The organism is Halopiger goleimassiliensis (assembly GCF_000455345.1).
Classification (GTDB): Archaea; Halobacteriota; Halobacteria; order Halobacteriales; family Natrialbaceae; genus Halopiger_A; species Halopiger_A goleimassiliensis.
This window is the reverse complement of sequence record NZ_HG315690.1, coordinates 631313-656164: the sequence shown is the minus strand read 5'-3', so window position 1 is coordinate 656164 and position 24852 is coordinate 631313. Positions and strand designations below refer to the sequence as shown.

General features: G+C 66.2%; 26 protein-coding genes. 12 read left to right on the top strand and 14 right to left on the bottom strand.

Annotation, left to right across the window (positions count from 1 at the left end; all coding sequences use genetic code 11):
• The first annotated feature begins 142 nt into the window (after positions 1-142).
• Positions 143-1360: a DUF7544 domain-containing protein gene (locus tag TX79_RS03220; RefSeq protein WP_049925715.1), complete on the top strand. Its 1218-nt coding sequence runs from the start codon at positions 143-145 to the stop codon at positions 1358-1360.
• 67 nt (positions 1361-1427) lie between these two features.
• Positions 1428-2570 carry an acyl-CoA dehydrogenase family protein gene (locus TX79_RS03215; protein WP_049925714.1) on the top strand — a complete coding sequence of 381 codons (1143 nt, stop codon included), beginning with the start codon at positions 1428-1430 and terminating at the stop codon, positions 2568-2570.
• A 46-nt stretch (positions 2571-2616) separates the two neighbouring features.
• On the opposite strand, the gene TX79_RS03210 is transcribed toward TX79_RS03215, so the two are convergent.
• From TX79_RS03210 to gdhB, 6 genes are all read right to left on the bottom strand, one after another.
• A complete protein-coding gene (locus TX79_RS03210; RefSeq protein WP_049925713.1) occupies positions 2617-3477 on the bottom strand; it encodes a DUF6517 family protein in 861 nt (286 codons plus the stop codon).
• Positions 3478-3765: 288 nt separating this feature from the next.
• Positions 3766-5022 (bottom strand): Glu/Leu/Phe/Val family dehydrogenase, encoded by a 1257-nt coding sequence (locus TX79_RS03205; protein ID WP_049925712.1) that lies wholly within the window; start codon positions 5020-5022, stop codon positions 3766-3768.
• A gap of 83 nt (positions 5023-5105) precedes the next feature.
• On the bottom strand, positions 5106-5987 hold the full coding sequence (locus tag TX79_RS03200; protein WP_049925711.1) for an HpcH/HpaI aldolase/citrate lyase family protein: 882 nt from the start codon (positions 5985-5987) through the stop codon (positions 5106-5108).
• A gap of 106 nt (positions 5988-6093) precedes the next feature.
• Entirely contained in the window at positions 6094-6831 is a 738-nt protein-coding gene (locus TX79_RS03195; RefSeq protein WP_049928256.1) for a cytochrome c biogenesis protein CcdA, read from the bottom strand.
• A gap of 11 nt (positions 6832-6842) precedes the next feature.
• Complete coding sequence (locus TX79_RS03190; protein ID WP_049925710.1) at positions 6843-7427, bottom strand: hypothetical protein; 585 nt, start codon at positions 7425-7427, stop codon at positions 6843-6845.
• Between the two features lie 90 nt (positions 7428-7517).
• Positions 7518-8792, bottom strand: a complete 1275-nt coding sequence (gdhB, locus tag TX79_RS03185) for a glutamate dehydrogenase GdhB (RefSeq protein ID WP_049925709.1) — start codon at positions 8790-8792, stop codon at positions 7518-7520.
• A 206-nt stretch (positions 8793-8998) separates the two neighbouring features.
• Here gdhB and TX79_RS03180 point away from each other — a divergent pair, with 206 nt between their 5' ends.
• The 3 genes from TX79_RS03180 (at position 8999) to TX79_RS03170 (ending at position 11684) form a co-directional block, all read left to right on the top strand.
• Positions 8999-10396, top strand: coding sequence for an NAD-dependent succinate-semialdehyde dehydrogenase (locus TX79_RS03180; protein ID WP_049925708.1), 1398 nt, complete (start codon positions 8999-9001; stop codon positions 10394-10396).
• A gap of 106 nt (positions 10397-10502) precedes the next feature.
• On the top strand, positions 10503-10961 hold the full coding sequence (locus TX79_RS03175) for a MaoC family dehydratase (RefSeq protein WP_049925707.1): 459 nt from the start codon (positions 10503-10505) through the stop codon (positions 10959-10961).
• Between the two features lie 108 nt (positions 10962-11069).
• Positions 11070-11684, top strand: a complete 615-nt coding sequence (locus TX79_RS03170; RefSeq protein ID WP_081655587.1) for a GNAT family N-acetyltransferase — start codon at positions 11070-11072, stop codon at positions 11682-11684.
• Positions 11685-11809: 125 nt separating this feature from the next.
• On the opposite strand, the gene TX79_RS03165 is transcribed toward TX79_RS03170, so the two are convergent.
• Together TX79_RS03165 and TX79_RS03160 are read right to left on the bottom strand one after the other, a co-directional pair.
• Positions 11810-12160, bottom strand: coding sequence for a DUF5658 family protein (locus TX79_RS03165; RefSeq protein WP_049928255.1), 351 nt, complete (start codon positions 12158-12160; stop codon positions 11810-11812).
• A gap of 228 nt (positions 12161-12388) precedes the next feature.
• Positions 12389-14188 (bottom strand): acyl-CoA carboxylase subunit beta, encoded by a 1800-nt coding sequence (locus TX79_RS03160; protein WP_049925705.1) that lies wholly within the window; start codon positions 14186-14188, stop codon positions 12389-12391.
• Between the two features lie 569 nt (positions 14189-14757).
• On the opposite strand from TX79_RS03160, the gene TX79_RS03155 reads away from it, so the two are divergent.
• Complete coding sequence (locus TX79_RS03155) at positions 14758-15936, top strand: hypothetical protein (RefSeq protein WP_049925704.1); 1179 nt, start codon at positions 14758-14760, stop codon at positions 15934-15936.
• A 4-nt stretch (positions 15937-15940) separates the two neighbouring features.
• Positions 15941-16246 carry a hypothetical protein gene (locus TX79_RS03150; RefSeq protein ID WP_230198533.1) on the top strand — a complete coding sequence of 102 codons (306 nt, stop codon included), beginning with the start codon at positions 15941-15943 and terminating at the stop codon, positions 16244-16246.
• A 55-nt stretch (positions 16247-16301) separates the two neighbouring features.
• Here the strand turns inward: TX79_RS03150 and TX79_RS03145 are convergent, their stop codons facing one another.
• The 3 genes from TX79_RS03145 to TX79_RS03135 form a co-directional block, all read right to left on the bottom strand.
• On the bottom strand, positions 16302-17159 hold the full coding sequence (locus TX79_RS03145) for a class 1 fructose-bisphosphatase (protein WP_049925703.1): 858 nt from the start codon (positions 17157-17159) through the stop codon (positions 16302-16304).
• A gap of 2 nt (positions 17160-17161) precedes the next feature.
• The gene (locus TX79_RS03140) at positions 17162-17956 is read right to left on the bottom strand and encodes a class I fructose-bisphosphate aldolase (protein WP_049925702.1); all 795 of its coding nucleotides are present in this window, start codon (positions 17954-17956) and stop codon (positions 17162-17164) included.
• 95 nt (positions 17957-18051) lie between these two features.
• Positions 18052-18606 (bottom strand): DUF7409 domain-containing protein, encoded by a 555-nt coding sequence (locus TX79_RS03135; protein ID WP_394324996.1) that lies wholly within the window; start codon positions 18604-18606, stop codon positions 18052-18054.
• Between the two features lie 144 nt (positions 18607-18750).
• On the opposite strand from TX79_RS03135, the gene TX79_RS03130 reads away from it, so the two are divergent.
• Entirely contained in the window at positions 18751-19608 is an 858-nt protein-coding gene (locus tag TX79_RS03130) for a 3-hydroxyacyl-CoA dehydrogenase family protein (RefSeq protein ID WP_049925700.1), read from the top strand.
• Between the two features lie 240 nt (positions 19609-19848).
• Here the strand turns inward: TX79_RS03130 and TX79_RS03125 are convergent, their stop codons facing one another.
• The 3 genes from TX79_RS03125 to TX79_RS03115 all read right to left on the bottom strand — a co-directional run bounded on the left by TX79_RS03125 (position 19849) and on the right by TX79_RS03115 (position 21588).
• Entirely contained in the window at positions 19849-20043 is a 195-nt protein-coding gene (locus TX79_RS03125; RefSeq protein WP_049925699.1) for a cold-shock protein, read from the bottom strand.
• A 277-nt stretch (positions 20044-20320) separates the two neighbouring features.
• Positions 20321-20605 (bottom strand): PadR family transcriptional regulator, encoded by a 285-nt coding sequence (locus TX79_RS03120; RefSeq protein WP_049928253.1) that lies wholly within the window; start codon positions 20603-20605, stop codon positions 20321-20323.
• An 83-nt stretch (positions 20606-20688) separates the two neighbouring features.
• Positions 20689-21588 carry a DUF3267 domain-containing protein gene (locus TX79_RS03115; RefSeq protein ID WP_049925698.1) on the bottom strand — a complete coding sequence of 300 codons (900 nt, stop codon included), beginning with the start codon at positions 21586-21588 and terminating at the stop codon, positions 20689-20691.
• Positions 21589-21681: 93 nt separating this feature from the next.
• Here TX79_RS03115 and TX79_RS03110 point away from each other — a divergent pair, with 93 nt between their 5' ends.
• From TX79_RS03110 to TX79_RS03095, 4 genes are all read left to right on the top strand, one after another.
• The gene (locus TX79_RS03110) at positions 21682-22035 is read left to right on the top strand and encodes a DUF7111 family protein (RefSeq protein WP_081655475.1); all 354 of its coding nucleotides are present in this window, start codon (positions 21682-21684) and stop codon (positions 22033-22035) included.
• A 103-nt stretch (positions 22036-22138) separates the two neighbouring features.
• Positions 22139-23554: a heme o synthase gene (locus TX79_RS03105; protein WP_049925697.1), complete on the top strand. Its 1416-nt coding sequence runs from the start codon at positions 22139-22141 to the stop codon at positions 23552-23554.
• A 50-nt stretch (positions 23555-23604) separates the two neighbouring features.
• A complete protein-coding gene (locus TX79_RS03100; protein WP_049925696.1) occupies positions 23605-24246 on the top strand; it encodes a DsbA family protein in 642 nt (213 codons plus the stop codon).
• Positions 24247-24392: 146 nt separating this feature from the next.
• The gene (locus TX79_RS03095) at positions 24393-24851 is read left to right on the top strand and encodes a hypothetical protein (RefSeq protein WP_394324990.1); all 459 of its coding nucleotides are present in this window, start codon (positions 24393-24395) and stop codon (positions 24849-24851) included.
• Position 24852: the final 1 nt, after the last annotated feature.

Genomic DNA, 24852 nt, shown 5'->3' with positions numbered 1-24852 from the left:
CGACCCGGGCGGCGGGTGCGCCGGTAGATCGGTACAGCCTCCGTATGAAACGAGTTCTACGCTGCGGGCAGATGTGCACTGACGTTCGGTGGCTCCGATAGCAGTACCGTTTTCACCGTCGCATCGGAATCACGAGTTAGCAATGGACGCTGTCGACGACCTCGGGGATGCGATCGACGTCACGCGGGAGCTGTTGTTACCGTTCCGATTACGCCGATGGCTCAAGCTCACCGTCGTCGTCCTGTTCGTCGGCGGCTTCGGCTTCGGCGGAGTCGCCGTCTCCGATCCGACTATCTACGCTGGTCCCGACGAGCCCGTCCCAGCGCCGACGCCCGAGGTGGAGGAACTCATCGAAAACGTCCTCCCGTTCCTGCTCGTTGTCGCCGCAATCGGGATCGTCCTCTGGCTGGCCTTCCGACTGGTGGCTGCGATCATGGAGTTCGTCTTCGTCGAGTCGCTGCGCTCCGAAGAGGTCCGGATTCGTCGGTACGCCAGGGAGAATCTGGGACGTGGCATCCGGCTGTTCCTGTTCCGTCTCGCCGGCTTGCTCGTGGTCGGCTCGCTCGTCGGGATTCCGATGCTGTATACGATCTGGACGGCCCCGAGCCTCCGTGCGGCGGCCGGGACGCTCCTGACTATCGCGGCCGTCGGCGTCCCGATCGCTCTCGCGTTCGCACTCCTGATGCGGTTTACCTCCGAGTTCGTCGCCCCCATCATGCTGCTCGAGTCCCGGTCGGTGCTGGGGGGCTGGCGGCGGTTCTGGCCGACGCTCCGGGCGAACTGGGTGGAGTACGCCGTCTACCTCGTACTGGTCTGGATCCTCCAGTTGGTGATCAACATCGGGGTCGCCTTCCTCATTGCCGTCGGTCTCATCGTCTTGGCGATTCCGTTCGTGATCCTCTTCTTGCTGCTGTGGCCGCTCGGACAGCTCGGACTGGTCCTCATGCTCCCTCTCGGGATGCTGGCGATCGTCCTTGCGCTGTTAGTCGTCGCGCTGGTCCAGATGCCGGTCCGGACGTACTTCCAGTACTACGCGCTGTTGGTTCTCGGCGATACGAACCCCGATCTCGACCTCGTGCCGGACCAGCGAGCGGCCGTGCGGGCGCGAAACGGCCGGTCGGCCAGTCCCCGATACGAGCCCCGTGACGGACCGAATAGCGGCTGGGAGCAGCGCGGATCGCCCGGTGACGAATCGACGGAGGGCCGACGGGACGACGATCAGTCCGGGGCCGGCTGGGGCTCCTCGAACGACTGGGACGACGGCCGCTGGGAGGACGACGCCCGAAACGCCGACCGGGAAGCGGGCGACTCCGAAACCGACACCGAGGACGACGAATCCGATTCCGGCAGGGGCTGGTAGCGCCCCGGGTCTTGCAGAGTCGCCCGATCGGCGGTGCGTTTATTCATCATGCCGGCAAGTATTGCGTATGGACTTCGCCGTACCCGACGAACACCGGATGATCCGGGAGACGGTCAGGGACTTCTGCGAGGCCGAGATCGAGCCGATCGCCCAGGAGATCGAGGACGAGCACCGATTCCCCGCGGAGATCTTCGACCAACTCGCCGAGCTGGATGTGATGGGCGTGCCGATCGCGGAGGAGTACGGCGGCCTCGGCGGGGACACGCTCATGTACGCGCTCGTCGCGGAGGAACTCGGTCGCGTCTCGGGATCGATCGGGCTCTCGTACGTCGCACACACGTCGCTGGCCTCGAAGCCGATCGAACGGTTCGGTACGGAGGCCCAGAAAGAACGCTGGCTGCGGCCGCTGGCCGAAGGCGAGTACCTGGGCGGCTGGGCGCTGACCGAGCCCGAGAGCGGCTCCGACGCGTCCGATATGGACACGTCCGCGACGAAAGACGGCGACGAGTGGGTGCTCGACGGCACCAAACAGTTCATCACGAACGCGAGCGAGGCCGGTTCGATCCTGGTCAAGGCCGTCACCGACCCCGACGCGGGTTACGACGGCATCTCCACGTTCATCGTCGATCCCCAGGCGGACGACGGCTTCGAGGTGACGACGGTCTGGGAGAAGATGGGGCTAAACGCCTCGCCGACCTGCGAGATCCGGTTCGACGACGTTCGACTGCCCGAGGATCGCCTGCTCGGCGAGGAAGGCGACGGCTGGGAGCAGACGAAGAAGACGCTCGACGGCGGGCGAATCTCCATCGCCGCACTCTCGACGGGGCTCGCCCAGGGTGCCTACGACCACGCCAAGGCCTACAGCCAGGAGCGCGAGCAGTTCGGCCAGCCGATCTGCGAGTTCGACGCCGTCCGGGATACGATCGTCGACATGCACCGGAAGGTCGAACGCTCCCGGCTGTTGACCTACCGGGCCGCCCGCACGTACGACGCCGGCGAACCGGTCACCCGCGAGTCGGCCCTGGCGAAACTCGAGGCCAGCGAATCGGCCCGCGAGGTCGCCGAGGACGCGGTGCAGGTGCTGGGCGGCTACGGCTACACGACGGATTTCGCCCCCCAGCGGTTCTACCGGGACGCCAAACTGATGGAGATCGGCGAAGGAACGAGCGAGATCCAGCACATGGTCATCGGTCGGGAACTCGGCCTTTGATCGCGCGACCGTGGACGGCTGAAGACCGACGCTTCGTCGACCGATCTCAGACTTCGATTCCGAGCAGGCCGTCCGACTCCTCGTCGTCGCCGTCGTCGCTATCGCCGCCCTCGGTTCCTTCGTCGGTGCCGTCGCTGTCGGATCCGTCGTCACCGTCGTCTGATGCGTCACTGTCCCCGTTTTCGGCATCCGAGTCGTCGGCTGTGCCGTCGTCGGCTGACTCGTCGCTCCCGTCGCCACCAGCATCGCCGTCGGCGGCTTCGCCCTCGAGGTCGGGGGTCACGCCGCCCATCAGTTGGCGGACGTGTTCTTCCTCCCGGAAGGCGAGTTCCTCGGGGTAGACCCCGATGGTGACGACGAGGTCGTCCTCGGTTTCGACCGCCTCGCTGACGTGGAGGTGAACGTCGACGTTCGTCCCCGAGAAGGAGGCCTCCGCCGTGAATTGGGCGCGAGTCGTCTCCTGGCCGAGGATGGTGATCGTCTCCTCGCCGTCCGAACTGACGTTCCCCATGTCGTCGTAGTTCGAGGCGACCAGTTCGACGAGTTCCGCCGCGTCCATCTCCTCGACCGGGTTGAAGTTCTGCCCGAGGACGTCGACCTTCGGAGTCGTCAGGACGACGAAGACGGCTGCCCGCTGGTCGGCCACCGGCTCGAGGCCGACCGACTTGTCGTACTCGGTCAGGTAGTTCCGAACGACGATTTCCTCCGAGTACGGCCCGAGTTCGAACGTCTCTTCGATGGCGAGTTCCTCGACGCCGGACCGTTCGTAGCCGGTCTCCTCGAGCACGCCCGGATCGACCCCACCTGGCGTCGATTCGTGTTTATCGAGTCCGAGGGCACCGAGACAGCCGGCGACGCCGGCGAGTCCGACCGCACCGAGTCCACCCAACATTGTTCGTCGTTTCATTAGGGAACCAATCGGACGTCAGTTCATAAGTGTTTGTTGGATTCTGAATCGTCTGACAGCGTTCTAATATCGAATCGAAACACTATCCGCCGTACTGACCTCTCGAACGAGGGGGTTTCTCACCCTACCACCGACAATGGTAGCTTCTACAACAAATATATTGACAAGTTACTAATAACAATGGGCCGAGAATACTCCGCTCTTGGATCGGCAGCGGCCCACTGGTCGCGGCGCGGCATCCAACCGTCGTGACGGCGCGAACCGGTTCGAAAATACGGGAGCGGCCGGTCAGGGGAAGGTTCCGGCTTCCTCGAAGGCGTCAGCGACGCGCTGGATCGCAACCACGTAGGCGGCGGTCCGAGGGTTCTCGAGGTCGTGTTCTTCGAGCGTCCCGACGAGGGCGTCGAAGCCGTCGACGATGTGGCTCTCGAGTTCCTCGTTGACCTTCCGTTCGCTCCAGTAGAAGCGGTTGCGATTTTGAACCCACTCGAAGTACGAGACGGTGACGCCGCCGGCGTTCGCGAGGATGTCCGGAATCACGAAGACGTCCTTCTCCTCGAGGACCTCGTCGGCGGCGGGGGTCAGCGGCCCGTTCGCCGCTTCGGAGATGACGTCGGCCTCGACCTGCTCGGCGAGGTCGGCGTCGATGGCGTTCTCGAGCGCGGCCGGGATGAGGAGGTCGACGTCCATCGTCAGCACGTCCTCGTTAGTGATCTCCTCCTCGCTGCCTTCGAAGCCGACGACGCTGCCGGTCTCGTTCTTGTGCTCTTTCGCGGCGACGGGATCGAAGCCGTCGGGGTCGTAGATGCCGCCCGAGGAGTCGCTGGCGGCGACGACGGTCGCGCCCATCTCGTCGATCAGTTTCGCGGCGATCCAGCCGGCGTTGCCGTAGCCCTGGACCGCGACGGTCGCCCCTTCGAGGTCCTTGTCGAGGTAGTCGAACGCCTCGCGGGCTGCGATGACGGTCGAGCGGCCGGTCGCCTCGACGCGTCCCTCGCTGCCGCCGCTGGCGAGGTTCTTGCCCGTGATGACGCCCGGTTCGGTGGTGTTCTCGAGCGTCTCGTAGGTGTCTTTGATCCAGTTCATCTCCCGCTGGCCCGTGTTCACGTCGGGTGCGGGGATGTCCCGGTCTTCGCCGATCATGGGCCGGAGTTCCTTCGCGAACGCCCGGGTCAGTCGCTCGAGTTCCGCCGTGGAGTAGTCGGCGGGATCGACGACGATCCCGCCTTTTCCGCCGCCGAGGGGGACGTCGACGATCGCCGTCTTGTAAGTCATCCACCCGGACAGCGCCTTCACTTCGTCGCGGCTCACCTGCGGGTGGTAGCGAATGCCGCCCTTGTAGGGTCCGCGGTCGCCGTTGAACTGCGCGCGGAACGCCGTGAATCGCTCGAGGGAGCCGTCGTCGAGTTCGACGGTGAGGTTCGTCTCGAGGACGCGCTCGGGGTGTTTCAGTCGCTCGATGACGTCGTCGGGGACGTCGAGGTGGGCCGCAGCCTCGTCGATCTGGGACTGCAAACTGTCGAACGGGTTCACTTCCTCGGCCATACTTGCCTCTTTACCCACCCCAAGGATAAGCGTAGCGAATATCTACCATGGGTACGGATATCTATAGACCTAGGAGACATTGACTACTCATTATACTGGGCGTTCGTCCACACGCCGGCGGCCTCGGCCCGGCGGCGGATCCGCTCGGCGCGGGCGATCAACGGCGCGTCGATCATCTCGCCGTCGACCTCGAACACGCCCCGGTCGGCGGCGTCGGCCTCGCGTTTCGCAGCGAGGACGCGGCTGGCCCACTCGCGATCCTCGGCCGACGGCGTGAACGCCTCGTTGATCGGCTCGACCTGCGCCGGGTGGATCGCCAACTTGCCGTCGTAGCCCAGTTGGACGGCGAACGACGCCTCCTCGACGAGTCCGTCTCTGTCCTCGAAGTCGGTGTAGACGGTGTCGACGGCCTCGCAGTCGTGGGCCGCGGCGGCGAGGACGACGCGCTCGCGGGCGTATAGCACTTCGGTCCCCCGGTCAGTACGGGTAGCGCCGACGTCCGCTGCGAGGTCTTCCGCGCCGAATACGACGGCGTCGGTCGCTGAGGCGGCCGCGACCTCGGGTGCTGCGAGGATCCCGGCCGCGCTCTCGAGCAGCGCCAACACCGGGAGGTCGGCGTCGTAAGCCGCCAGATCGCCCGCGAGTCGGTCGACGTCTTCCGGGCCGGCCACTTTCGGCAGCATCACGCTATCGAGGCGGAGTTCGTCGGTGCCACCGTCGAAGACCGACTCGAGGTCGGCGGCGATCGCGTCCGGATCGGCGTTGAGCCGGACGCACACCTCGCAGTCGGGATCGAAGTCCGGGGCCGTCAGTACCTCGCGAACGGTCTCCCGCGCCTCGTCCTTTCGGCCGGGGGCGACGGCGTCCTCCAGGTCGAAGACGATCACGTCGGCCCCCGAACCGGGTGCTTTTCGGAGCATCTCGGGCCGGTCACCCGGCGTGAACAGGACGCTTCTGCGAACCATACGCACACTCGACTGGCAACCGGTAAATGACTAGTGTCAGTCGGAAGACAACCGACAGGCGTTCAGGCCGGTTGGTTCTCGCCGATCGATCGCCGATGACGGCCGGTCAGACCGGCGGATACTCGAGGGGTGGCTCGAGGCCGGCGGTACCGGGCACGACCTGGAAGACGAACACCAGGTAGTAGGCGGAGACGGCAAGCAATACGACGCCGACGGCGCGGTTGATCGCGCCGCTGTGCCGCGCGAGCGTTCGCGTGATCCGCCGGCTGGAGGCTTGATCGAGCAGTGCGAACGCCAGCAACGGTGCGCCGATGCCCAGGCCGAACGCGAGGAAGCCGAGCAGGACCTCCCACCCGGCGTCGAACGCCGGGAACGCGACCGTCGATCGGCTGACGAACAGCGCGACCAGGCCCGGATTACAGGGGATGACGATCGCGCCGAAGAAGAAGCCGTAGGCGAACGCTGACGCCGTCGGATACCGCGAGTGGGGTGGCTCGATCGTCGGCAGTCGGGAGAAGCCGCCGGGCGAGACGACCAGTACCAGGCCGACGACGGCCAGCACGGCGAACGCCAGCGGCGAGAGTCGCTCGACCGCGTCGGTTACGCCGCCCCCGAAGACGGCGGTCCAGAGCAGTCCGACGACCGCCATGAACGCCAGCACACCCGCGACCACGAGAACGCCAAGCAGAGCGACGGGAGTGGATCTGCCACCGTCGTCGTCTCCGCCGACCGACGTCAGATACGCGAGGAACCCGGGATACAGCGGGATGACACACGCCGCCGTCAGCGGCGTCGCGAGCCCCAGCAGGAAAAACTCGAGGAGCGCCGCGCTCGTCGACGCCATCGCCACGACGGTCAACAGACCTCCTCGAGGACGGATTCGAACTCGTCGGCGTAGACGACCTTGTCGAGGGTGTATACCTCATCGTCCGAACAGACGAGGACGACCGGTGACGCCGCGCTGGTTCGGACGTCGCTACCGAACGAGTCGACCAGACTCCCGATGAGGTCCGGCGTACTGATCCCGAAGCGCCACTCGTAGCCGTCTTCGACCGCGTACTCGCGGATGTCCTCCGGATCGGCGTCGGGATCGATCGTCAGATCGAGGATCGTCACGTCGTCGCCGATCCGATCGTAGGCGATACCGAACTGCCGGTGTTGGCTCTGGCAGGCCGCACACCCCGTCGCGAACGTGTGGAGCATCGTCGGTCGGTTCGCATCGGCGATCCGCACGTCTTCCTCGGTCGTGACGTCGGTGATCGACGCCGTCAACCAGTCCGCATCGGAATCGACGGATACGGGCTGGGGTTCGACTCCCTCCTCTTCCTCGTCGTCTTCGCTCTCGTCGCCCCCCAGACAGCCGGCGACAGCGCCGACGCTACCGGCGCAGAGAGCTCCGAGGACGGTCCGGCGGTCGATCGACTCCCGTTCCGATCCCATCGTTCGTTCGAACCTAACGGAGTGTGAATAACAAGTGTTCTGGTCCGAACGTCGACACTCGGCTGCTGGCGTGGACCGACGGCGACGGCGTTACGGCCAGAGACCGCGGGCCTCGTGGGCCTCGGCTATCCGCGAGAGGGCGACGATGTAGGTCGCGTCGCGCCAGGTGACGTCGCGAGAGTCGTACTCCTCCCGGACGGCCCGCCAGGCCTCGAGCATCTCCTCCTCGAGTTCCTGATTGACGCGCTCGAGCGACCACGCGCGGCGGTTGATGTCCTGGAGCCACTCGAAGTACGAAACGGTGACGCCGCCCGCGTTGGCGAGGATGTCCGGGATGACGGGAATGTCCCGCTCTTCGAAGATCTGACCGGCCGTCGAGGTCGTCGGCCCGTTCGCGCCCTCGACGATCATGTCGGCCTGTACGTTGGCGGCGTTCTCGGCGGTGAGGACGTTGCCGATCGCGGCCGGGATGAGAACGTCGACGTCGAGCTCGAGCAACTCCTCGTTGCTCATCGTCTCCGGGGCGTCGTAGCCCGAGACCATTCCCGGCGTCTCGTCGTGGTCTTCGACGTCGTTCGTGTCGAGGCCGTCCGGATCGTAGATCGCACCGTCGACGTCGGAGACGGCGACGACCGACGCACCCCGGTCGTCCAGATACCGGGCGGCGTTGGCTCCGACGCTCCCGAACCCTTGGACGGCGACCGTGAGGTCCTCGAGGTCCCAGCCGTAGTAGTCGACGGCCTCCCGGGTGATGATCCCGACGCTGCGACCGGGTGCCTCCTCACGGCCGTAGGAGCCGCCGACGACGGGCGGTTTACCGGTGACGACGCCGGGCGTCGTTTCGCCTTCCTGCATCGAGTAGGCGTCCATGAACCAGGCCATCGTCGCCGGATCGGTACCCATGTCCGGCGCTGGGATGTCCTTCATCGGACCGATGATGGGACGCAGTTCCTCGGCGAACCGGCGGGTGAGCCGTTCTTTCTCGTCGGAACTGAGTTCCTTTGGATCGACCACGATGCCACCTTTTGCGCCGCCGAAGGGCAGGTTCATCACCGCACACTTCCAGGTCATCCACATCGAGAGCCCGATCGACTCCTCCTCGCTGACGTCGGGGTGGTAGCGCAGCCCACCCTTGTACGGACCGCGCACGCTGTCGTGATGGGCGCGATAGCCCGTGAACATCTCCGTCGAACCGTCGTCGCGTTCGACCGGAATCGTCACGCGATAGACGCTCGTCGGATGACGCAGTCGCTCTACGATCCCGTCGTCGACGTCCAGGTGAGCGGCGGCACGCTCGAGCTGGCGACGGGCCGTTTCGACGGCACTCTCCGGCTCGGGTTCGGCTGTAGGGTCGGCTGTAGTCATAATCGGAGCTGCTGCCCGTCGAAACGACTCCGCAGGCCAGACGACGGTGTTCGGACGGCGGCGTCGCTTCGCGGGTCCATGGCTTCGATTGTGTCCCCCCGAAGTAAAGCCCTTGCTACTACGTTCCGGTTGGGGCAATAGTTGCACACCCGCTTGCTGTGTACCCGGGCCCGTGTTTCAAGCGTGTGCTCGTCGTGATTTCCTGTATGGCCATCGAAAGTACCAACCCGGCTACCGGAGCGGTCGTCGACACGTACGAGTCGGATTCCGACCGACGGGAAGCCCACCTCGAGCGCGCGACCGACGCCTTCGAGGCGTGGCGCGAGGTACCGATCGAGCGACGCCAGCAACGCATCGCGGCGGCGGGTGACGTGCTGCGGGAGAACGCCGACGAGTACGCCGAACTGATGACCCGGGAGATGGGCAAGCCGATCGACCAGTCCCGTTCGGAGGTCGAGAAGTGTGCGTGGGTGTGTGACTACTACGCCGAACACGCCGCCGAGTTCCTCGAGGACGAGCACCTCGCGGGCGAACCCGACGCCGAGACGAAAGTGGTCTCCCAGCCCCTCGGGCCGATCCTGGCGATCATGCCCTGGAACTTCCCGTTCTGGCAGGTATTTCGCTTCGCCGCGCCCAATCTCACGGCGGGCAACGTCGGCCTGCTGAAACACGCCTCCAACGTCCCCGGGTGTGCGCGAGCGATCGAAGAGGTCTTCCGGGAGGCCGGCTACCCCGAGGGCGTCTTCACCTCGTTGCTGATCGGCTCCGACGAGGTCGACGCGGTCATCGAGGACGATCGGGTCAAGGGGGTCACCCTCACCGGCAGCGAGGGTGCGGGACGGGCCGTCGCGGAGACCGCGGGCAGCGAACTCACGAAGAGCGTGCTCGAACTGGGCGGCAGCGATCCGTTCGTCGTCCTCGAGGATGCGCCGATGGACCGGGCCGTCGAGACGGCGGTCCAGGGGCGACTGCTCAACTCCGGCCAGTCCTGCATCGCGGCGAAGCGCTTTATCGTCGTCGAGGACGTCTACGACGAGTTCGTCGACCGGTTCGTCGACGCCATGTCCGACCAGGTTATCGGCGACCCACTCGAGGAGGAGACCGACGTCGGGCCGCAGGCGCGCGAAGACCTCATGCGGGAACTGCACGACCAGGTCGAGGAGACCGTCGAGATGGGTGGCGAGGTCCGCCTCGGTGGCGAACCGCTCGACCGCGACGGCGCGTTCTACCCGCCGACGGTGCTCTCGGACGTCCCCGAAAACGCCCCGGCGGACTGCGAGGAACTGTTCGGTCCCGTGGCGACCGTCTTCCGCGTCCCCGACGAGGAGGCCGCGATCGAGAAGGCCAACGACACCCGGTTCGGCCTCGGCGCGAGCGTCTGGACCGAGGACCTCGAGCGCGGCGAGCGCGTCGCCCGGCGGTTCGAGTCCGGGATGGCCTTCGTGAACGAACTCGTCAAGTCCGACCCGCGCCTGCCCTTCGGCGGCGTCAAGGACTCGGGCTACGGCCGCGAACTCGCCCGCGACGGCATCCTCGAGTTCGTCAACCGCAAGACGATCTGGGTGCAGCACAAGGCTGGCGAGGAGACCGCGTCTGTCGAGTAACCCGTCTTTCGGAGCGGGCCTTGTGTTCGGTGGGCTATCCAGCCCGGCAGCCCGACTCGAGCGATTGCCCGCCACCCTTTTGTTCCGGCTGATCGATCCTGAAGGTATGACCGGGCTCTACTACGAGGAGTTCGAGGTCGGCGAGACGATCGAACACGAGCGACGGCGGACGATCACGGAGAGCGACAACCAGCGCTTCTGCGACATGACGATGAACCAGCAGCCGTTGCACCTCGATCGGGAGTTCGCCGCCGAGACGGAGTTCGGCGAACGGCTGGTCAACGGCCTCTACACGATGAGCCTCGCGGTCGGGATCACGATCCCCGAGACGACCGACGGCACGATCGTCGCGAACCTCTCGTACGACGAGGTCGAGCATCCGAATCCGGTCTTTCACGGCGATACGATCCGCGTCCAGTCGACGGTGACGGACAAACGCGAGACCAGCGACGGCGAACGCGGAATCGTGACCATGCACGTCGAGGTGTTCAACCAGCACGACGACCTCGTCTGCGAGTTCGACCGGACGGTCCTCTCGCTGAAACGCGAGTACGCGTCGGACTGATCGCCCACGGCCCGCCGTCGGCGACCGGCCGAGCACGACCGCGCTACCGTCCCACACACCACCGGTAGGGATTTTACTCAACCGGTCGACACGAGTCGTATGGGCGACGTGTTCCCCGAAACGATCGTCACCGACCGACTGCGACTCGAGGCGGTGGGTCCGGAGACTGTCGACACGCTCGAGTTGTACGAGATCTGTTCATCGGATCCGTACATCGACGAGGTCACCGAGTACATGCCGTGGGACCCCCACGAGACGCCGAAGGAGACGCTCGAGTTCGTCGAGGAGGTCACCGAGCAGTACGAGTCGAGCGACGGCGCGTCGTACGTGATCCGGCCACGGGAGGGTGAAGACCGTGGCGGCGAGATCGCGGGTACCGCCGGGTTCGGCGTCGAGTGGGAGAAGCGGACGCTCGGCATGGGTATCTGGCTCCGCAAGCCCTTCTGGGGCCGGGGATACTCCGGCGAGCGCGCCGCGGCGTTCCTCGAACTCGCGTTCGACCGCCTGGACCTCGAGCTGGTGGCCGTGGCTGCTCACGTCGACAACGACCGGTCGAACCGGGCGATCGAGAAGTACGTCGAGACCTACGGCGGTAGCCGGGAAGGGCGACTCCGGAACTACGTCGTGATAAACGACGAACCGGCCGACTGCTATCGCTACAGCATCTCGCAGTCGGAGTGGGGCGACGCCGCCCACGAGGTCACGGTTCGATTCGAAGACTGACGTCGGGAGTCGGAACTCGCTCGGCGTTCACGCCGGTCCCGGCTCGGCGACTGTTGTGTCGGGATCGGGATGCTCCGACCGTCGAGAGACGTGGTGACCCGTACGAGACGCTGTCCTCGAGACGGTCAGACGATCGTCGAGATCGTATAGAGGTTGATTCCGACGGCGATCGCCCAGGGGACGGCCAATCCCGCGGGGATGATGGGCCGGTAGATGGCGGGCAGGAGGGGTCGACAGGCGACCCCGATCCCGACCGCGACGGCCTTCAGCGCGAGCATCCCGACGAGGCCGTAGCCGTCGATCGCGCTGCGGGCGACCGGGTTCGCCTCCGCGAGGCCGAGGTGCAACCCCAGGAACGTCGTCGCGACGTCGCCGATCAGCGACAGCGCGACCAGCCCCCAGAGGAGACGCTCGAGGGCGAGCGCCGTCACGTCGACGGGCAGGGCGCGGTGTGAGTACGCGCCGTCGGAACTCATACGCTCCCGACCGGAGTCGAACCGGCCGTCGCCGAAGGGAGCGGACGCCGTGCGCGGCGCTTCCAGCGTCGGGGGCATTGTTATGGCAGCCGTAGGCGATCGAGGTGCCGGCGTACGCGTCAGTAATCGTTCGCAACTGCGGCCGTACCGTCCCTCGACGGACCGCCACCAGTACCAGTGGGGAGGACGACCGATTCAGTAGAAGGTCAACAGTGCCTCTGCAGGCGGTCAGAGAACCGTTCCGTGTTTCTTGCTCGGCAGGTCCTTTTCGAGCCCCTCGTAGAACGCGAAGCGACGCTCGAGTTGCTCGCGCAGGGAACTCGGGGGAACGATCTCGTCGATGACGACCTCGCTGGCCATTCGGTGGACGTCGATGTCCTCGCGGTACTCCTCGCGGAGTTCCCGTTCTTTCCGCTCGCGTTCCTCGGGGTCGTCGATCTCGGCCAGTTTCCGGGCGTAGACGGCGTTGATCGCCGCCTCGGGGCCCATGATGGCGATCTCTCCCGAGGGAAGCGCGAGGACGCTCTCGGGATCGTAGGCGGGCCCGCCCATCGCGTAGATGCCCGCGCCGTAGGCCTTTCGTACGACGACGGTCTGCTTGGGCACCGTCGCGGAGGAGGTCGCGTAGATCATCCGTTTGCCCTGCTCTAAGATGCCCTCCTTCTCGACCCCCGAACCGGCCATGAAACCGGGGGTGTCACAGAGGTAGAGTAAGGGCACGTTGAACGCGTCGCAGGTCCAGATGAACTGGGCGGCCTTCTCCGCGGCGTCGGGAAAGATCGCGCCGGCGCGGTTCGCGGGCTGGTTCGCGACGATACCGATCGGTCGGCCGTCGACGCGGGCGAACGCCGTCAGGATCTCCGACCCGTAATCCGGGCGTAACTCGAGGACTGAACCCGCGTCGACGAGCCGGTCGATCACGTCGTGCATGTCGTACCCCCGGTTCGGTTCCTGGGGGACGACGGCGTCGAGACCCGCGGGCGAGTTCGCCGGTGCCGTCCCGTCCGTTCGGGGCGGCGATTCGTCGGCGTTGTTCGGCAGGTACGAGAGCAACTGCGCGGCCAGTTCGCGGGCGTGCTCCTCGTCTTCCGCGACGAGATCGGCGGAGCCGGATTCGCGGGCGTGGACCTGCGGTCCGCCCAGTTCCTCGAGGCTGATCTCCTCGCCGGTGACCATCTGCACCATCCGCGGGGAGGCGATGGCCATCGCGGACATCTCCTCGACCATGATCGTGAAGTCGGCGAAGACGGGCGTGTAGGCCGCGCCGGCGATGCAGGGGCCGTAGAGGACGCAGATCTGGGGAACGCGCCCCGAGAGCATCGAGTGGTTGTAGTAGTACTTCCCGATGCCCTCGCGGTTGGCGAAGAAGCCGGTCTGCTGGTCGATCCGCCCGCCCGAGGAGTCCATCAGGTACAGCACCGGCTGGCCGGTCTTCAGGGCGCGCTGTTGCATCCGCAGGAACTTCTCGACGCCCTTCTCGGCCATACTGCCGCGCTTGACGGTGTAATCGTTCGCCATGAAGTGGACGTCCCGGCCCTCGAAGGTCGCCCCGCCCGTGATGAGCCCGTCCGCGGGCAGTCGGTCGTCGGTCGGCTCGCCGACGCCATCGGGATGCCAGTCGTCGAACGCCGCGAACGTCCCGTCCTCGAAGAGGAAAGCGTCGTCGTCGCCGCCGAACCACAGGTCCAGCCGGTCGCGGACGAACAGCTTGTTCTCCTCCGGTAGCTGTGCTCTGTACTTCTCGGGGCCACCCTCGTGGATGTCTTCGATCTCCTCGCGGAGTCTGCGCTCGCGATCGGTCGGCTCGAGGTCGTCCGTTGGACGCTCCGGCCCGGCGGATCCGTCCGCGGATTGGGGAGCCGTAGCTCGCTGGCCCGACGTCGCGTGCTCCTCACGCTCGTGGACGACCGTCGGCTCCGTGTCGTCGCCGACGAACACCTCGACGGAGTCGCCGAGGTGTTCGGACAGCGCAGCGGCGATCGCGCTCGCTTCCTCGTCGGTCGCCCCTGCTGCGATACGAACTCGCATATCTAACGGTGCGTGAGTGTTCCTAAAAAATCCATGCCGCGGGTGGCAATCAGCGAATCAAGCCGATCTGCGTTCCGGCGGTTCGACTCGAAGAGCGATCGACGAAAGGGGGAGAAACCGGTTCGCACCGCGGATCGACCATGACTCGCCACGAGGGGTCGGCGAGGAGGGAAGGGGAAGGGAGGTCGGGGGGTGGAGCGGGCGCGAACCGATCGAGAGTGGGTCGCTGCCTCCGTGGTCACCAGCACGGAGACATCCGTATCCAAACGGTGGTGTGTGACGAACGCTTCCGTTCAGTCGTGCAGGTATTATGTTCTGGGCGATAGCTGTCCGCTTCGGCTCGAGCGTCGACCACGTCGCCGACCCTCGCGTCGGCAGTAATCGGTCGTTTCGGCTCCCGTAGTGGCGAGCCAGTTGCCAGAGGGAACGGGGATGGCTGGCGGCACCTGCAGGCAGAACGGCTTTCGACGGTTTTGCAGTAGTTACCGGTAGCTCTCGATGGGCCCCGTGTACGTGAACATTAGCTATGCCCGCACGGGCCCATCAACAGCCAGTACCGGGACGACGGCATGTCAGATGAACGAACGGACGGACTCGTCGCACGACTCGCAGGGCTTTCCGATCGGATCGAATCGGGAACGGATCGGCGAGAGTTCCTGCGGACGGTCGCCAGCGGCGGGTACGCACTCGGGATGGCGAGTTTCCTCGGTGCCGAGGACTTTCTCGCCGCCGACGACGGCGAGGTACCCGTCGTTACCGCACTCGTCCGCTCGGATCCGGACGATCCGTTCTCGTTAGAAGAACGAATCAAGTACGTACCCGCGAAGTGGTACGCGGCCGTCACCAAAGCGATCGAACTCAACGAACTCCTCGCCAGTGTCGCGTTCACCGGATACCTCGGCAGTGCGGTCGTTCCAGGCTCGTACGACAGCGAGACCGCGACCGTCTCAGTAGGCATCTCGAACGAAGGGGATTCCCTGCGTGACCTGTTCCGGGACCTCGCGGAGGGCATCTCGATCGACGCAGAGACGATCCTCGAGATCGAGGACTTCTCGGAGAGTCCCGAACCCGCCAATCCGCGTTTCGCGTCGGCGTTCGACGTCACCGACGGGCGGGCACCGAGCGGCGTCGTCTGCGAGACCGCTTCGAGTATGGCGACGCTCAGTCCCGCCATCTACGATCCGGACTCGGCGCGGCGGTTCTTCGCGACGGCGGAACACGCCTACGAGGGCGTCGAAGAGCCGCTCGACGAAGGGTTGATGCTCCCGGTGGACGATGCAGAGACGATCGACCTCGGCACGGTGTCGGTCGCGTACCCGACCGAGGACGTCGCCCTGATCGAACCGGACGGTCGGTTCGAACCGACGAGCGAGATCGCAGCCCCCCGTCCCGTCCGCGTCCGCGGGCAGCTAACCCGGTTCGGACTGGCCGATCTCGTCGCGCGGGGCGAGGAACTCGAGAAAGTGGGCGCGTTGACCGGTCACACGACCGGCCGGGTTCAGGGGTTCGACGCGGTGACGTGTTTCACGGACGAGTTCTGTCGGCGCGGCCAGATTCGGTGGGGCGGCGAGATGGACCTCACCGACGGCGACAGCGGGTCGGTGAGTTACTACGATCACCCGGACCTCCCCGAGGGCGAGGTCCTCGTCGCCGGCTTCAACAACGCCCGCACCTGGTGGCCCGGGCAGAGCTACGTCTGGGGCGTCTCGGCGTACAAACTGACCGAAGAACGCGGCGTACACTTCTAGTCCGATGACCGACGTCCCTTCCGACGATCGATCGACCGAGGACGCCACGTCGTCCACCGACGACTCGGTACGATCCGACGACGCATCGAGACCCACCGACGGCCCGATCCGGCGGACGGTTCGACTGGGCAGTCGGATTCTCCTCGATGCCGTGATCCTCGCGGCCTGGGTGCTCTTCGTCGTCCTGCTCTTTCTCGAGCGGGCCTGGCCGCGGTGGGGCTTCTACGTGATACTCCTGGCAGGCGTCGCCCTCTACGTCGCTATCACGGCTCCGTGGAGCGGCCGGCGGCGAAACGAGACCCGCAGTTGACAGGGAAATACGTCGCAGTCGCCGGCACTCGACGAGAAGAACGGACCGTCAGGGACTACGCCAGGGCGTCCTCGAGGCGGTCGATCCACGCGGCGTTCCCGACGTGGACGGGGACCCTGTCGTGGAGGTCCTCGGGTTCGACCTCGAGGATGGACTGGTCGCCGTCCGAGGAGCGACCGCCGGCGGTCTCGACGAGGTACGCGATCGGGTTCCCCTCGAACTGCAGGCGGAGTTTCCCGCGGGGGCTGCCCTCGAGCGCCGGGTAGGCGAAGATGCCGCCGTAGGTCAACACCTGGTTGACGTCGCCGATCATCGCCCCACCGTAACGGAGTTTGTTGCTCGGGTCGGATTCGATCTCGCGAGCGAACGCGGTGAAGTCGTCGGTCCACTCGGGGACGCGGCCGCCGAAACCGTAGACGAACGGATCCTCCGGGAGGGTAACGTCCTCTTCGACGACCGCGCGTTCGCCGCCGGTGAGTTCGTACTTCGTGACCGTGCCGTCGCGGGCGTAGGCCATGGTCGTGATGGGGCCGTAGAGGATCCAGCCGGAGGCGACCAGGGAGGTGCCCGGCGCGGGCAAGGGTTCGTCGTAGATCCCGAACACGGTCCCCATCGTGTTGTTCGACTTGAGGTTCGACGAGCCATCGAGCGGATCGACGGCGACGTGGAGCCGCTCGTCACCGCCGTCGACGATTTCGGAGCGCTCCTCGCTCGCGTACTCGGCGACGCCGTCGATGGCGGTCAGCCGCTCGGCGAGTAACTCGTCGGCCCAGACGTCGGCCTCGGCCTGCCTGTCGCCGGTGGGGTTCTCCTCGTCGGCCTCTCCGCGACGGCCGACCAGCCCCTGGCGGATCTCGATCGCCGAGCGGGCGATGGTTCCGACGACGTCCTCGACCGGATCGGTTCCGGACATTCCTATTCGGTCGCCTCGAGTGCCGCGTCAGCCGTCTCCTCCTCGAAGATGACCTGCTCGAGCGCGTCGAGGATCCGCGTGGGGTTCTCGCGCTGCCAGACGTTCCGACCGACGGCCAGTCCCTTCGCGCCGGCGTTGATGGCAGCCTCGACGGTCGAGAGGAACTCGTAGTCCGACGTCTTCGAACCGCCGCTCATGACGACCTTCATGTCGCCGGCGGCCGTGCAGGCGTGTTCCATCGCCTCGGGGCTGCCGGGATACTTGACCTTCGCGATGTCGGCACCGAGTTCGAGGCCGATGCGGGTCGCGTAGGAGATGACCTCCGGCTTGGTGTCGTTCTTGAGGCCCTGCCCGCGCGGGTACGACCACATGACGACCGGCAGGTCGTGCTCGCGGGCCGCTTCCTGGACGTCGCGGAACTCCTCGGCCATCTCGACTTCGTGGTTCGACCCGCCGTAGAGTGTGAACCCGACGGCGTCCGCGCCGATCTCGGCCGCGTAGTCGACCGACCAGTTGACCGCCGAGTCGTACTCGCCCATCCACAGATTGGAGGTCCCGTTGACCTTCGCCAGCAGGTTGACGTCGTCCTCGTAGCTGGGGTAGTACCCTTCGGCGATCCCCTTCTGGACGGCCATCGCGGTGACGGCGTCGTGGGTCGCCGTCTCGAACACCGTCGACGGATCCAGCTTCTCGGGCACCTCCTCGAAGTCGACCGGCCCGTGCTCGAGTCCGTGGTCCATCGCCAGAATCAGTGACTTGCCGTCGCGGACGATCGGTGAGTCGTCGATCGGGATCATCTGGTAGATGGTCCACCAGTGCGGTATATATCTCTGATGGTCCTAATTATCTAAATTACGTACTTCTGTAGTAAGTGGCGGCCGATTACGGCAGATTAGGCGAGCAGTTCGCGTGCGTTGTGTCGCCACGTTCGCACGTGGAGCACGTCCAGGTCGAGCGCGTTGGCGACCTCGAACGCGTTTATCGTCGCCAGCCGCTCGGCCGAGACGATCCCGGCTTCGGCCAGCTTCTCCGCGTCGTCGGGGCCGACGCCGGTCACGGCCGTCACGGGCGTCGGTTTCGGGTACGGACGCTCGTCGGGTTTCTCGCGGGGGATCACGTCGACGTCTTCGGTCTCGTACTCGAACGACTGCCAGTCTTCGTCCCCGCTGACGGCGATCCACTCCCGTTCGCTATCGGCGAGACCTCGAACCTCGTTCGAGCGCCGGTCCAGGTCGCCGTCGGTCTCGTACGACCACGGCAACGAGAACCGCCGGCGAAGGGCGTCGGCGACCGACTCGTCGACCCCCGCCTCGAGCAGCGCCCGGTAGGAATATTCCTTCTCGCGGACGGCGTCCGGATCGACGTCTGCGGCCTCGAGCGCGGCCTCCTCGTCGGACTCGAGCGGTCGTGCGTCCTCGGATTCGGTCACGATGTCGTTCTTGCGCACGCGGTTCACCAGTTACCGGTAGCTCTCACTGTCCAGTCTTGAAAGTTATCCTCCGTGGAATATGTAATTAACGTGACTATCGTGCCTGGAGCGACCGGTGAAACGACCCGCACGTTTACGCCGTCCTCTCGCGAATGGGTCGCCATGGTTCGCGATTCGATCGATCGTATCGGCGTCGTCGGCGCGGGAACGATGGGCAGCGGCATCGCACAGGTGGCGGCCACCAACGGCTACGACGTGGTCATGCGCGACGTCGAACGGGAGTTCGTCGAGAACGGCTTCGATCGCATCGACGACAGCTTAGAGCGCCTCGCGAATCGGGACGCACTACCGACCGATCCCGGGACGATCCGGGAGCGCATCGAGGGCACGACCGATCTCGATGCCCTCGGGGACGCCGACCTTGTCGTCGAGGCGGTCCTCGAGAACCTCGAGGTCAAGCAGGAGGTGTTCGCCGATCTCGAGGCCGTCTGTGTCGAGGACGTGGTCCTCGCGACGAACACGAGTACGCTTTCGATCACCTCGATCGCGTCCGATCTCGAGCACCCGGAGCGCGTCGTCGGCTTGCACTTCATGAACCCGGTGCCGGTGATGGAGGGCGTCGAAGTCGTCGTCGGCGAGAAGACGAGCCCCGAGGTGACCGATCTGGCCCACGAGGTCGCCGAGAGCCTCGAGAAGACGACCTGGGAGTCCGACGACAAGCCCGGGTTCGTCACGAACCGGATCCTGATGCCCTGGATCAACGAGGGGATTCGCGCCTACGACGAGGGCGTGGCATCGAAGGAGGACATCGACCGCGGGATGGAACTGGGGACGAACGTCCCGATGGGGCCGCTGACGCTCGCAGACCACATCGGCCTCGACGTCTGTCTGCACGCCTCGGAGACGCTCGCGGAGGAACTCGGCGACCGCTATCAGCCAGCCTACCTCCTCAAGCGCAAGGTCGAGGCCGGCGACCTGGGGAAAAAGACCGGCCAGGGCTTCTACGAGTACGACGACTGACCGCGACGCGGCCGGTGGAGCGGTCCTCGAAGTCGAGGGATACCGGTCAGGCGATCACAGTCCACGCTGCAGGGGCTGTGTTCGCCGCCGAGCGTGGAGCCGAAGCCACCTGTGTCGTCAACGCGACCGCTCACCAGACGGGGAGCGAGTACTCGAACGCAGCGCTGGCGCTCTCGAGGTAGCGTCGCAAGAAATCGTGCGGAGATTCGGTCGCCGTGAGGCGACGGTAGATATCCGTAGTTAAAGTCGAACGACGTTCGACGCGCGCGGACCTTTGGGGGCCTGCTCGATGTCGAACTCGATTTCGGTGCCTTCCGTCAGGTCCTCACCGCCGACGTCTTCCATGTGGAAGAAAACGTCCTCGTCCGCGTCCTCAGTGTCGATGAAACCGTAACCGCCTGTGTCGTTGAAGAAATCAACCTTACCGTTTGCCATTGCAACTGAACAGTGGGAAGAGACACGGATAAGTGTTTGCATTCGTCCGCTAGATTCGGTATTTTGCAGAAATAGATAACTAAATCGGGAAAAATACTGGAAGAATGTCACCAGTGGCTATGTTCTGCCGGTGATTAGTGTCGGGATCGACAGCTATCGAGCCAGTAGTGGTGGATCCGTCGGTTCGTGTCGCCGTCGGTTCACGGCGGTGCGACGAGCGGATCGTACGCACAACGCGATCGAACCCGCTGGGGCTTCCTACGCGCGCTCGTCGGTGTTATTCCTCCAGACACTCCCGGACCCACTGGTAGTGTTCCCGGACTCGGCGTCGCCCGGCGTCGGTCAACGCGTACACGTCGTGGATCCCGTCGGTCCGCTTCTCGACGAAGCCGGCGTCGACGAGCGCCGACAGCGAGCCGTAGAACGCCTTCGGCTCGAGCCGATCGTCGTAGTGGGACTCGAGGCGCGATTTGAGCTGTTGCCCGCGCAGTTCGCCGTCCTCCGCGGCCGCGAGCAGGTAACAGACGTCCCGACGGCGGCCGCTCTGGAGCCACTTGCCCATGGTCGGTTCATCGAGTGCGAGCGTTCGAGGGTTTCGATTCCGCTCGAGCGTTCGGCAGCGACGCGACTCGCCGCGGCGGTCCATCAGTCGATGGCCCGAACCAGTCGGGAAGCCAGCAGCCAGATACCGCCGCCGAGAATCGACAGGCGAGCGATCAACGACGCACCGACCTCGAGCGCCGCGCCGCCAGTCGACAGGCGTTCGTGTCGGAGGAGGAACCAGCCGCCGTCCGGATTGCCGAGAACGACGGTGCCGGAGCCGACGGCAAGCGAGAGCAAGACGACGGCGAGCCCACCTACGACGAGCACCGTGAGCGTCCCGAGGAAACCCCTACAGAACGCGACGACGGCGTCCGCTCCCGCCCGGGAGTGGTCGCGGTCGTCGGTCGCGTAGATGGCGAAGCCGTCCGTGCCTTCGTCTGCCAGCGGCCCGATCCGGACGTCGGCCGGATACCGGCTCACGACGGCGGCCATCCAGAGATCCCCGGTCGACCCCGCGGCGTTGACGGCGAGCACGAGCGGGAGAAGCGGCGAGGAGACGACGACCGACGCCGCGAGGCCGACCACGGTAATGGCGACGACGGGTGTAAGTAGCGCCACCAGCAACTGTCCGCGGCTGTACCGCGTCCCTTCGGAGGCGGCATAGGCGTAGGGAAAGAGAAACCGGGACACGTCGAGGCCGTACTCCGGCGATCCCCCGAAGGCGGCCATCGCGACGCCGTGGAGCAGTTCGTGGACGGCGACGATCAGCGCAACGACCACGAGGGCGACGATCGACCAGCCTGCCAACTCCGCCGTGGACAGCGCCGGGATCGTGATCGGCTCGAGCGATCGACCGTGGATCGTCGAGGCGACGGCCCCGAAGCAGTACGCGAAGCCGAAGAAGGCGACGACGGAGGCGACCAGCCACTGGAGAGTGACCGTTCGCGTGAATCGAACGGTCGCGACGATCCGTCGGGACCGGGTCGGCTCCGTTCGGCGCACGGCCCTTCCTCCCGGGGGCGACGAAAAAGCGGTATCGATCTCCGACCGGGCTGAACCGATAGCTTCCCGGTGCTGGATCCGCGACTGTCTCCCATGACCGACGCCGAATCCGGCCCCGACGATCCTGCCGACGCGGAATCCGACCCCGGCGAGGGGGCCGACGAACGGACTGCGGAGGATGCGGGCGTGCGGGCGACGTATACCGAGACGGAGACCGAACGGCTGCTGACGTTCGAGACGACGGGCGAGTCAGAGACCGGAAGAACCGCCGCTATCGCGCAGAATCGGGAGGGATACGCGATGCTGAAAGTTCGGCCGACCGCCGACGGCGACGAACTCGAGCGCTACTACGGGTTCGACATGGCGCTGGATCACGCCGCCGAACTGCTCGGCGTCCGAGCTCACGAGTTACCCGTCCCCTCCGCGGCCGAAGACATGGGGATGTGACCGACCGACGGTCCTGTGAGACGCCCGACGGCCCGACGAAAGGGGGGCGGTCAAAGCGGGACTGCTAAATAGCCGGAGGCGAACCATCCAGACGAGAGTAGCCGTGGCATCCGAGTCCTTTCCCCGCCCGATAGAGACGCGACGGCGGTTCGCTGGACTGCTCGCAGCGACGGGACTGGGCGTCTATCTGCTGTTGATCGCCGGCGCGACGACGTCGTTGACCGACGCCGCGTCCGCGTGTTCGACCTGGCCGACCTGCCATACGCCGGCCGACCCGCTGAGCGACACACAGCTACTGATCGCCTGGCTCCACCGCATCGCCGCCGTCTTCGTCGGCCTGTTGCTCGCGACGACCGCCGTCTGTGCCCTTCTGGGTGACGTCTCGCGGCGCGTCCGCTGGTCGATCTTCGCCGGGAGCGTCCTCTACCTCGTCCAGGTGGGCGTCGGGGCGGCCACGGCGGTGCTGGGACCGTCCGCCATCACGCCCGGCCTGCATCTGACCCTCGGCGTCGCCATCTTCGGGACCGTCGTCCTCGCGCTGGCCTGGGACCTCGAACTCGCGACCGGCGAGGACGACGACGGTATCGACGCGCCGGAGCCGATCGAGGAACCCCCCGCCGCGGCCGAACGAACCCTCCCCTCGAGCCGCCTCGCTCGCGCCAGGCTCACCGCAGTCGCGTATTTCGAGATGATGAAACCACGCCTGATGTGGTTGCTCTGTCTCGTGGCCGCCGCGGGGATGGCACTGGCCGCGGGCTCGAACCTCGATCTCCACACGATCGTCGCGACGCTCGGTGGCGGCGTCCTCGCGATCGGCGCGTCGGGGACGTTCAACCACGTCCTCGAGCGCGACGTGGACCAGCGGATGTCCCGGACGGCCGACCGCCCGCTGGCAAACGACCTCGTGCCCGTTCGGAACGCGCTGGCGTTCGGCGGCCTGCTGACGATCGCTTCGATCGCCGTCTTCCTGACGATCAACGCGCTCGCGGCGGCGCTCGGTCTGGCCGCGATCCTCTTTTACAGCGTCGTCTACACGCTGGTGCTCAAGCCGAACACGGTCCAGAACACGGTCATCGGCGGCTTCGCCGGGGCGTTACCCGCATTGATCGGCTGGGCGGCAGTCACGAACGAGATCGGCCTGCCTGCGCTCGCGCTCGCGGGCGTGATCTTCCTGTGGACCCCGGCGCACTTCTACAACCTCGCGCTGGCGTACAAGGACGACTACGCCCGCGGCGGCTTCCCGATGATGCCCGTCGTCCGCGGCGAGACCGAGACGCGCAAACACATCGTCTACTACATCGCGGCGACGCTCGTCTCGGCCGTGGCGCTGGCCTGGCTCACCGAACTCGGCGTACTCTACGCCGCAACCGTCGCGATCTTCGGGGGCCTGTTCCTCTGGGCCGCCGTCGCCTTGCACTTCGAACAGACCGAGCGTGCGGCGTTCCGGTCGTTCCACGCCTCGAACGCCTTCCTCGGGGCCGTCCTCGTCGCAGTCGTCGTCGACGCGCTCGTCTTCTGATCGGGTTCGCCGATCGACGCATCTACACTCGCTCGAGCCACAGGTAGGGTATGCGCCGCCGTACGTTTCTCTCGGCGACCGCGGGGGCGTCGCTCTCGGTCGCACTCGCGGGCTGTAGCAGCTTGCTCGAGCCGTCGATGCCCGACCCGCTCGAGGCCGTCGAGGCCGATCGCCAGCTACCGGTGCCGAGTCGCGGCGACGGTGACGTCGCCGTCGACGTCTACGAGGATCTGGGCTGTCCCGGCTGTCGCGAGTTCGAGGGCGACGTAGTCCCGGAACTCGAGGCCGACCTGCTCGCGAGCGACGAGATCACACTCCGCCACTACGACTTCGTCGTCGGGGCTGCCGACGAGTCCCTCGAGATGGCCAACGCCGCGCGGGCGGTTCAGGACGAGACCGGCGACGCCGACGACCCGAACGGCGCGTTCTTCCGGTACAAGGCCGCGGTGATGGACGCCGACGACCGGGGCGACGACGCCCTCGCCAACCTCGCGGCCTCCGTCGACGCCGACCCCGAGGCCGTGACGAGCGCGCTCGAGGCCGAGACCTACTACCCGACGCTGGCTGCCGACTGGGAACGCGGCGACGAGGCCGGCGTTCGCGGAACGCCGGCGGTCGTGGTCGACGGCGAACGCCTCGACGATCCGTTCGACGTCGACGAACTCGTCGCCGCGGTCGAGGACGCCGCCTGAACGTCCGTCACACTCGAAAGCGGGACGGAAGCTCCGTGACTCCTTCTCGAGGGTGAGCCTGGTGTAGCGGCCGGTCGATGTTGGGGTACACAGAACTCCGACAATGCCGGTCAGCATCGCGTGGAACGCTCGCCGATCGTGATCCGATGACGACTGTCTCGGAACGGCTACTCGCACGTGCAGGCGACACTCACCTCGAGATCGACCGGCTAACGCTGGAGATGGTCGTACTCACCACGCTCGCTGTGAGCATGCTGACCGGCGGCCTGGGGATCTATCTCGGCGCTCGGTACGTCGTCGACTCGAATGATTACGTCAACGCGGCGATCACCGGCCTGATCGGCGCGGTCGTGCTGGTCGTCGGCGGCGTCGTGTTCGGCTGGGTGCCCCTGCTGGGACAGGTGCTGCTGTTCGTCACCTACGTCGCGCTCGTGAAGCGGCGATACCCGGGCGACTGGAGCGACGCGGCCGCGATTGCGGCGATCGCCTGGGTGACGGTCGTGATCGTCCTCGCACTCCTCGCGGCGGCTGGCGTCGCGACGATCGACGTACTGGGTGGCCCCGCGCTGGACGATTTCGCGCCGATCGTCACGCGATCGGCCTGAA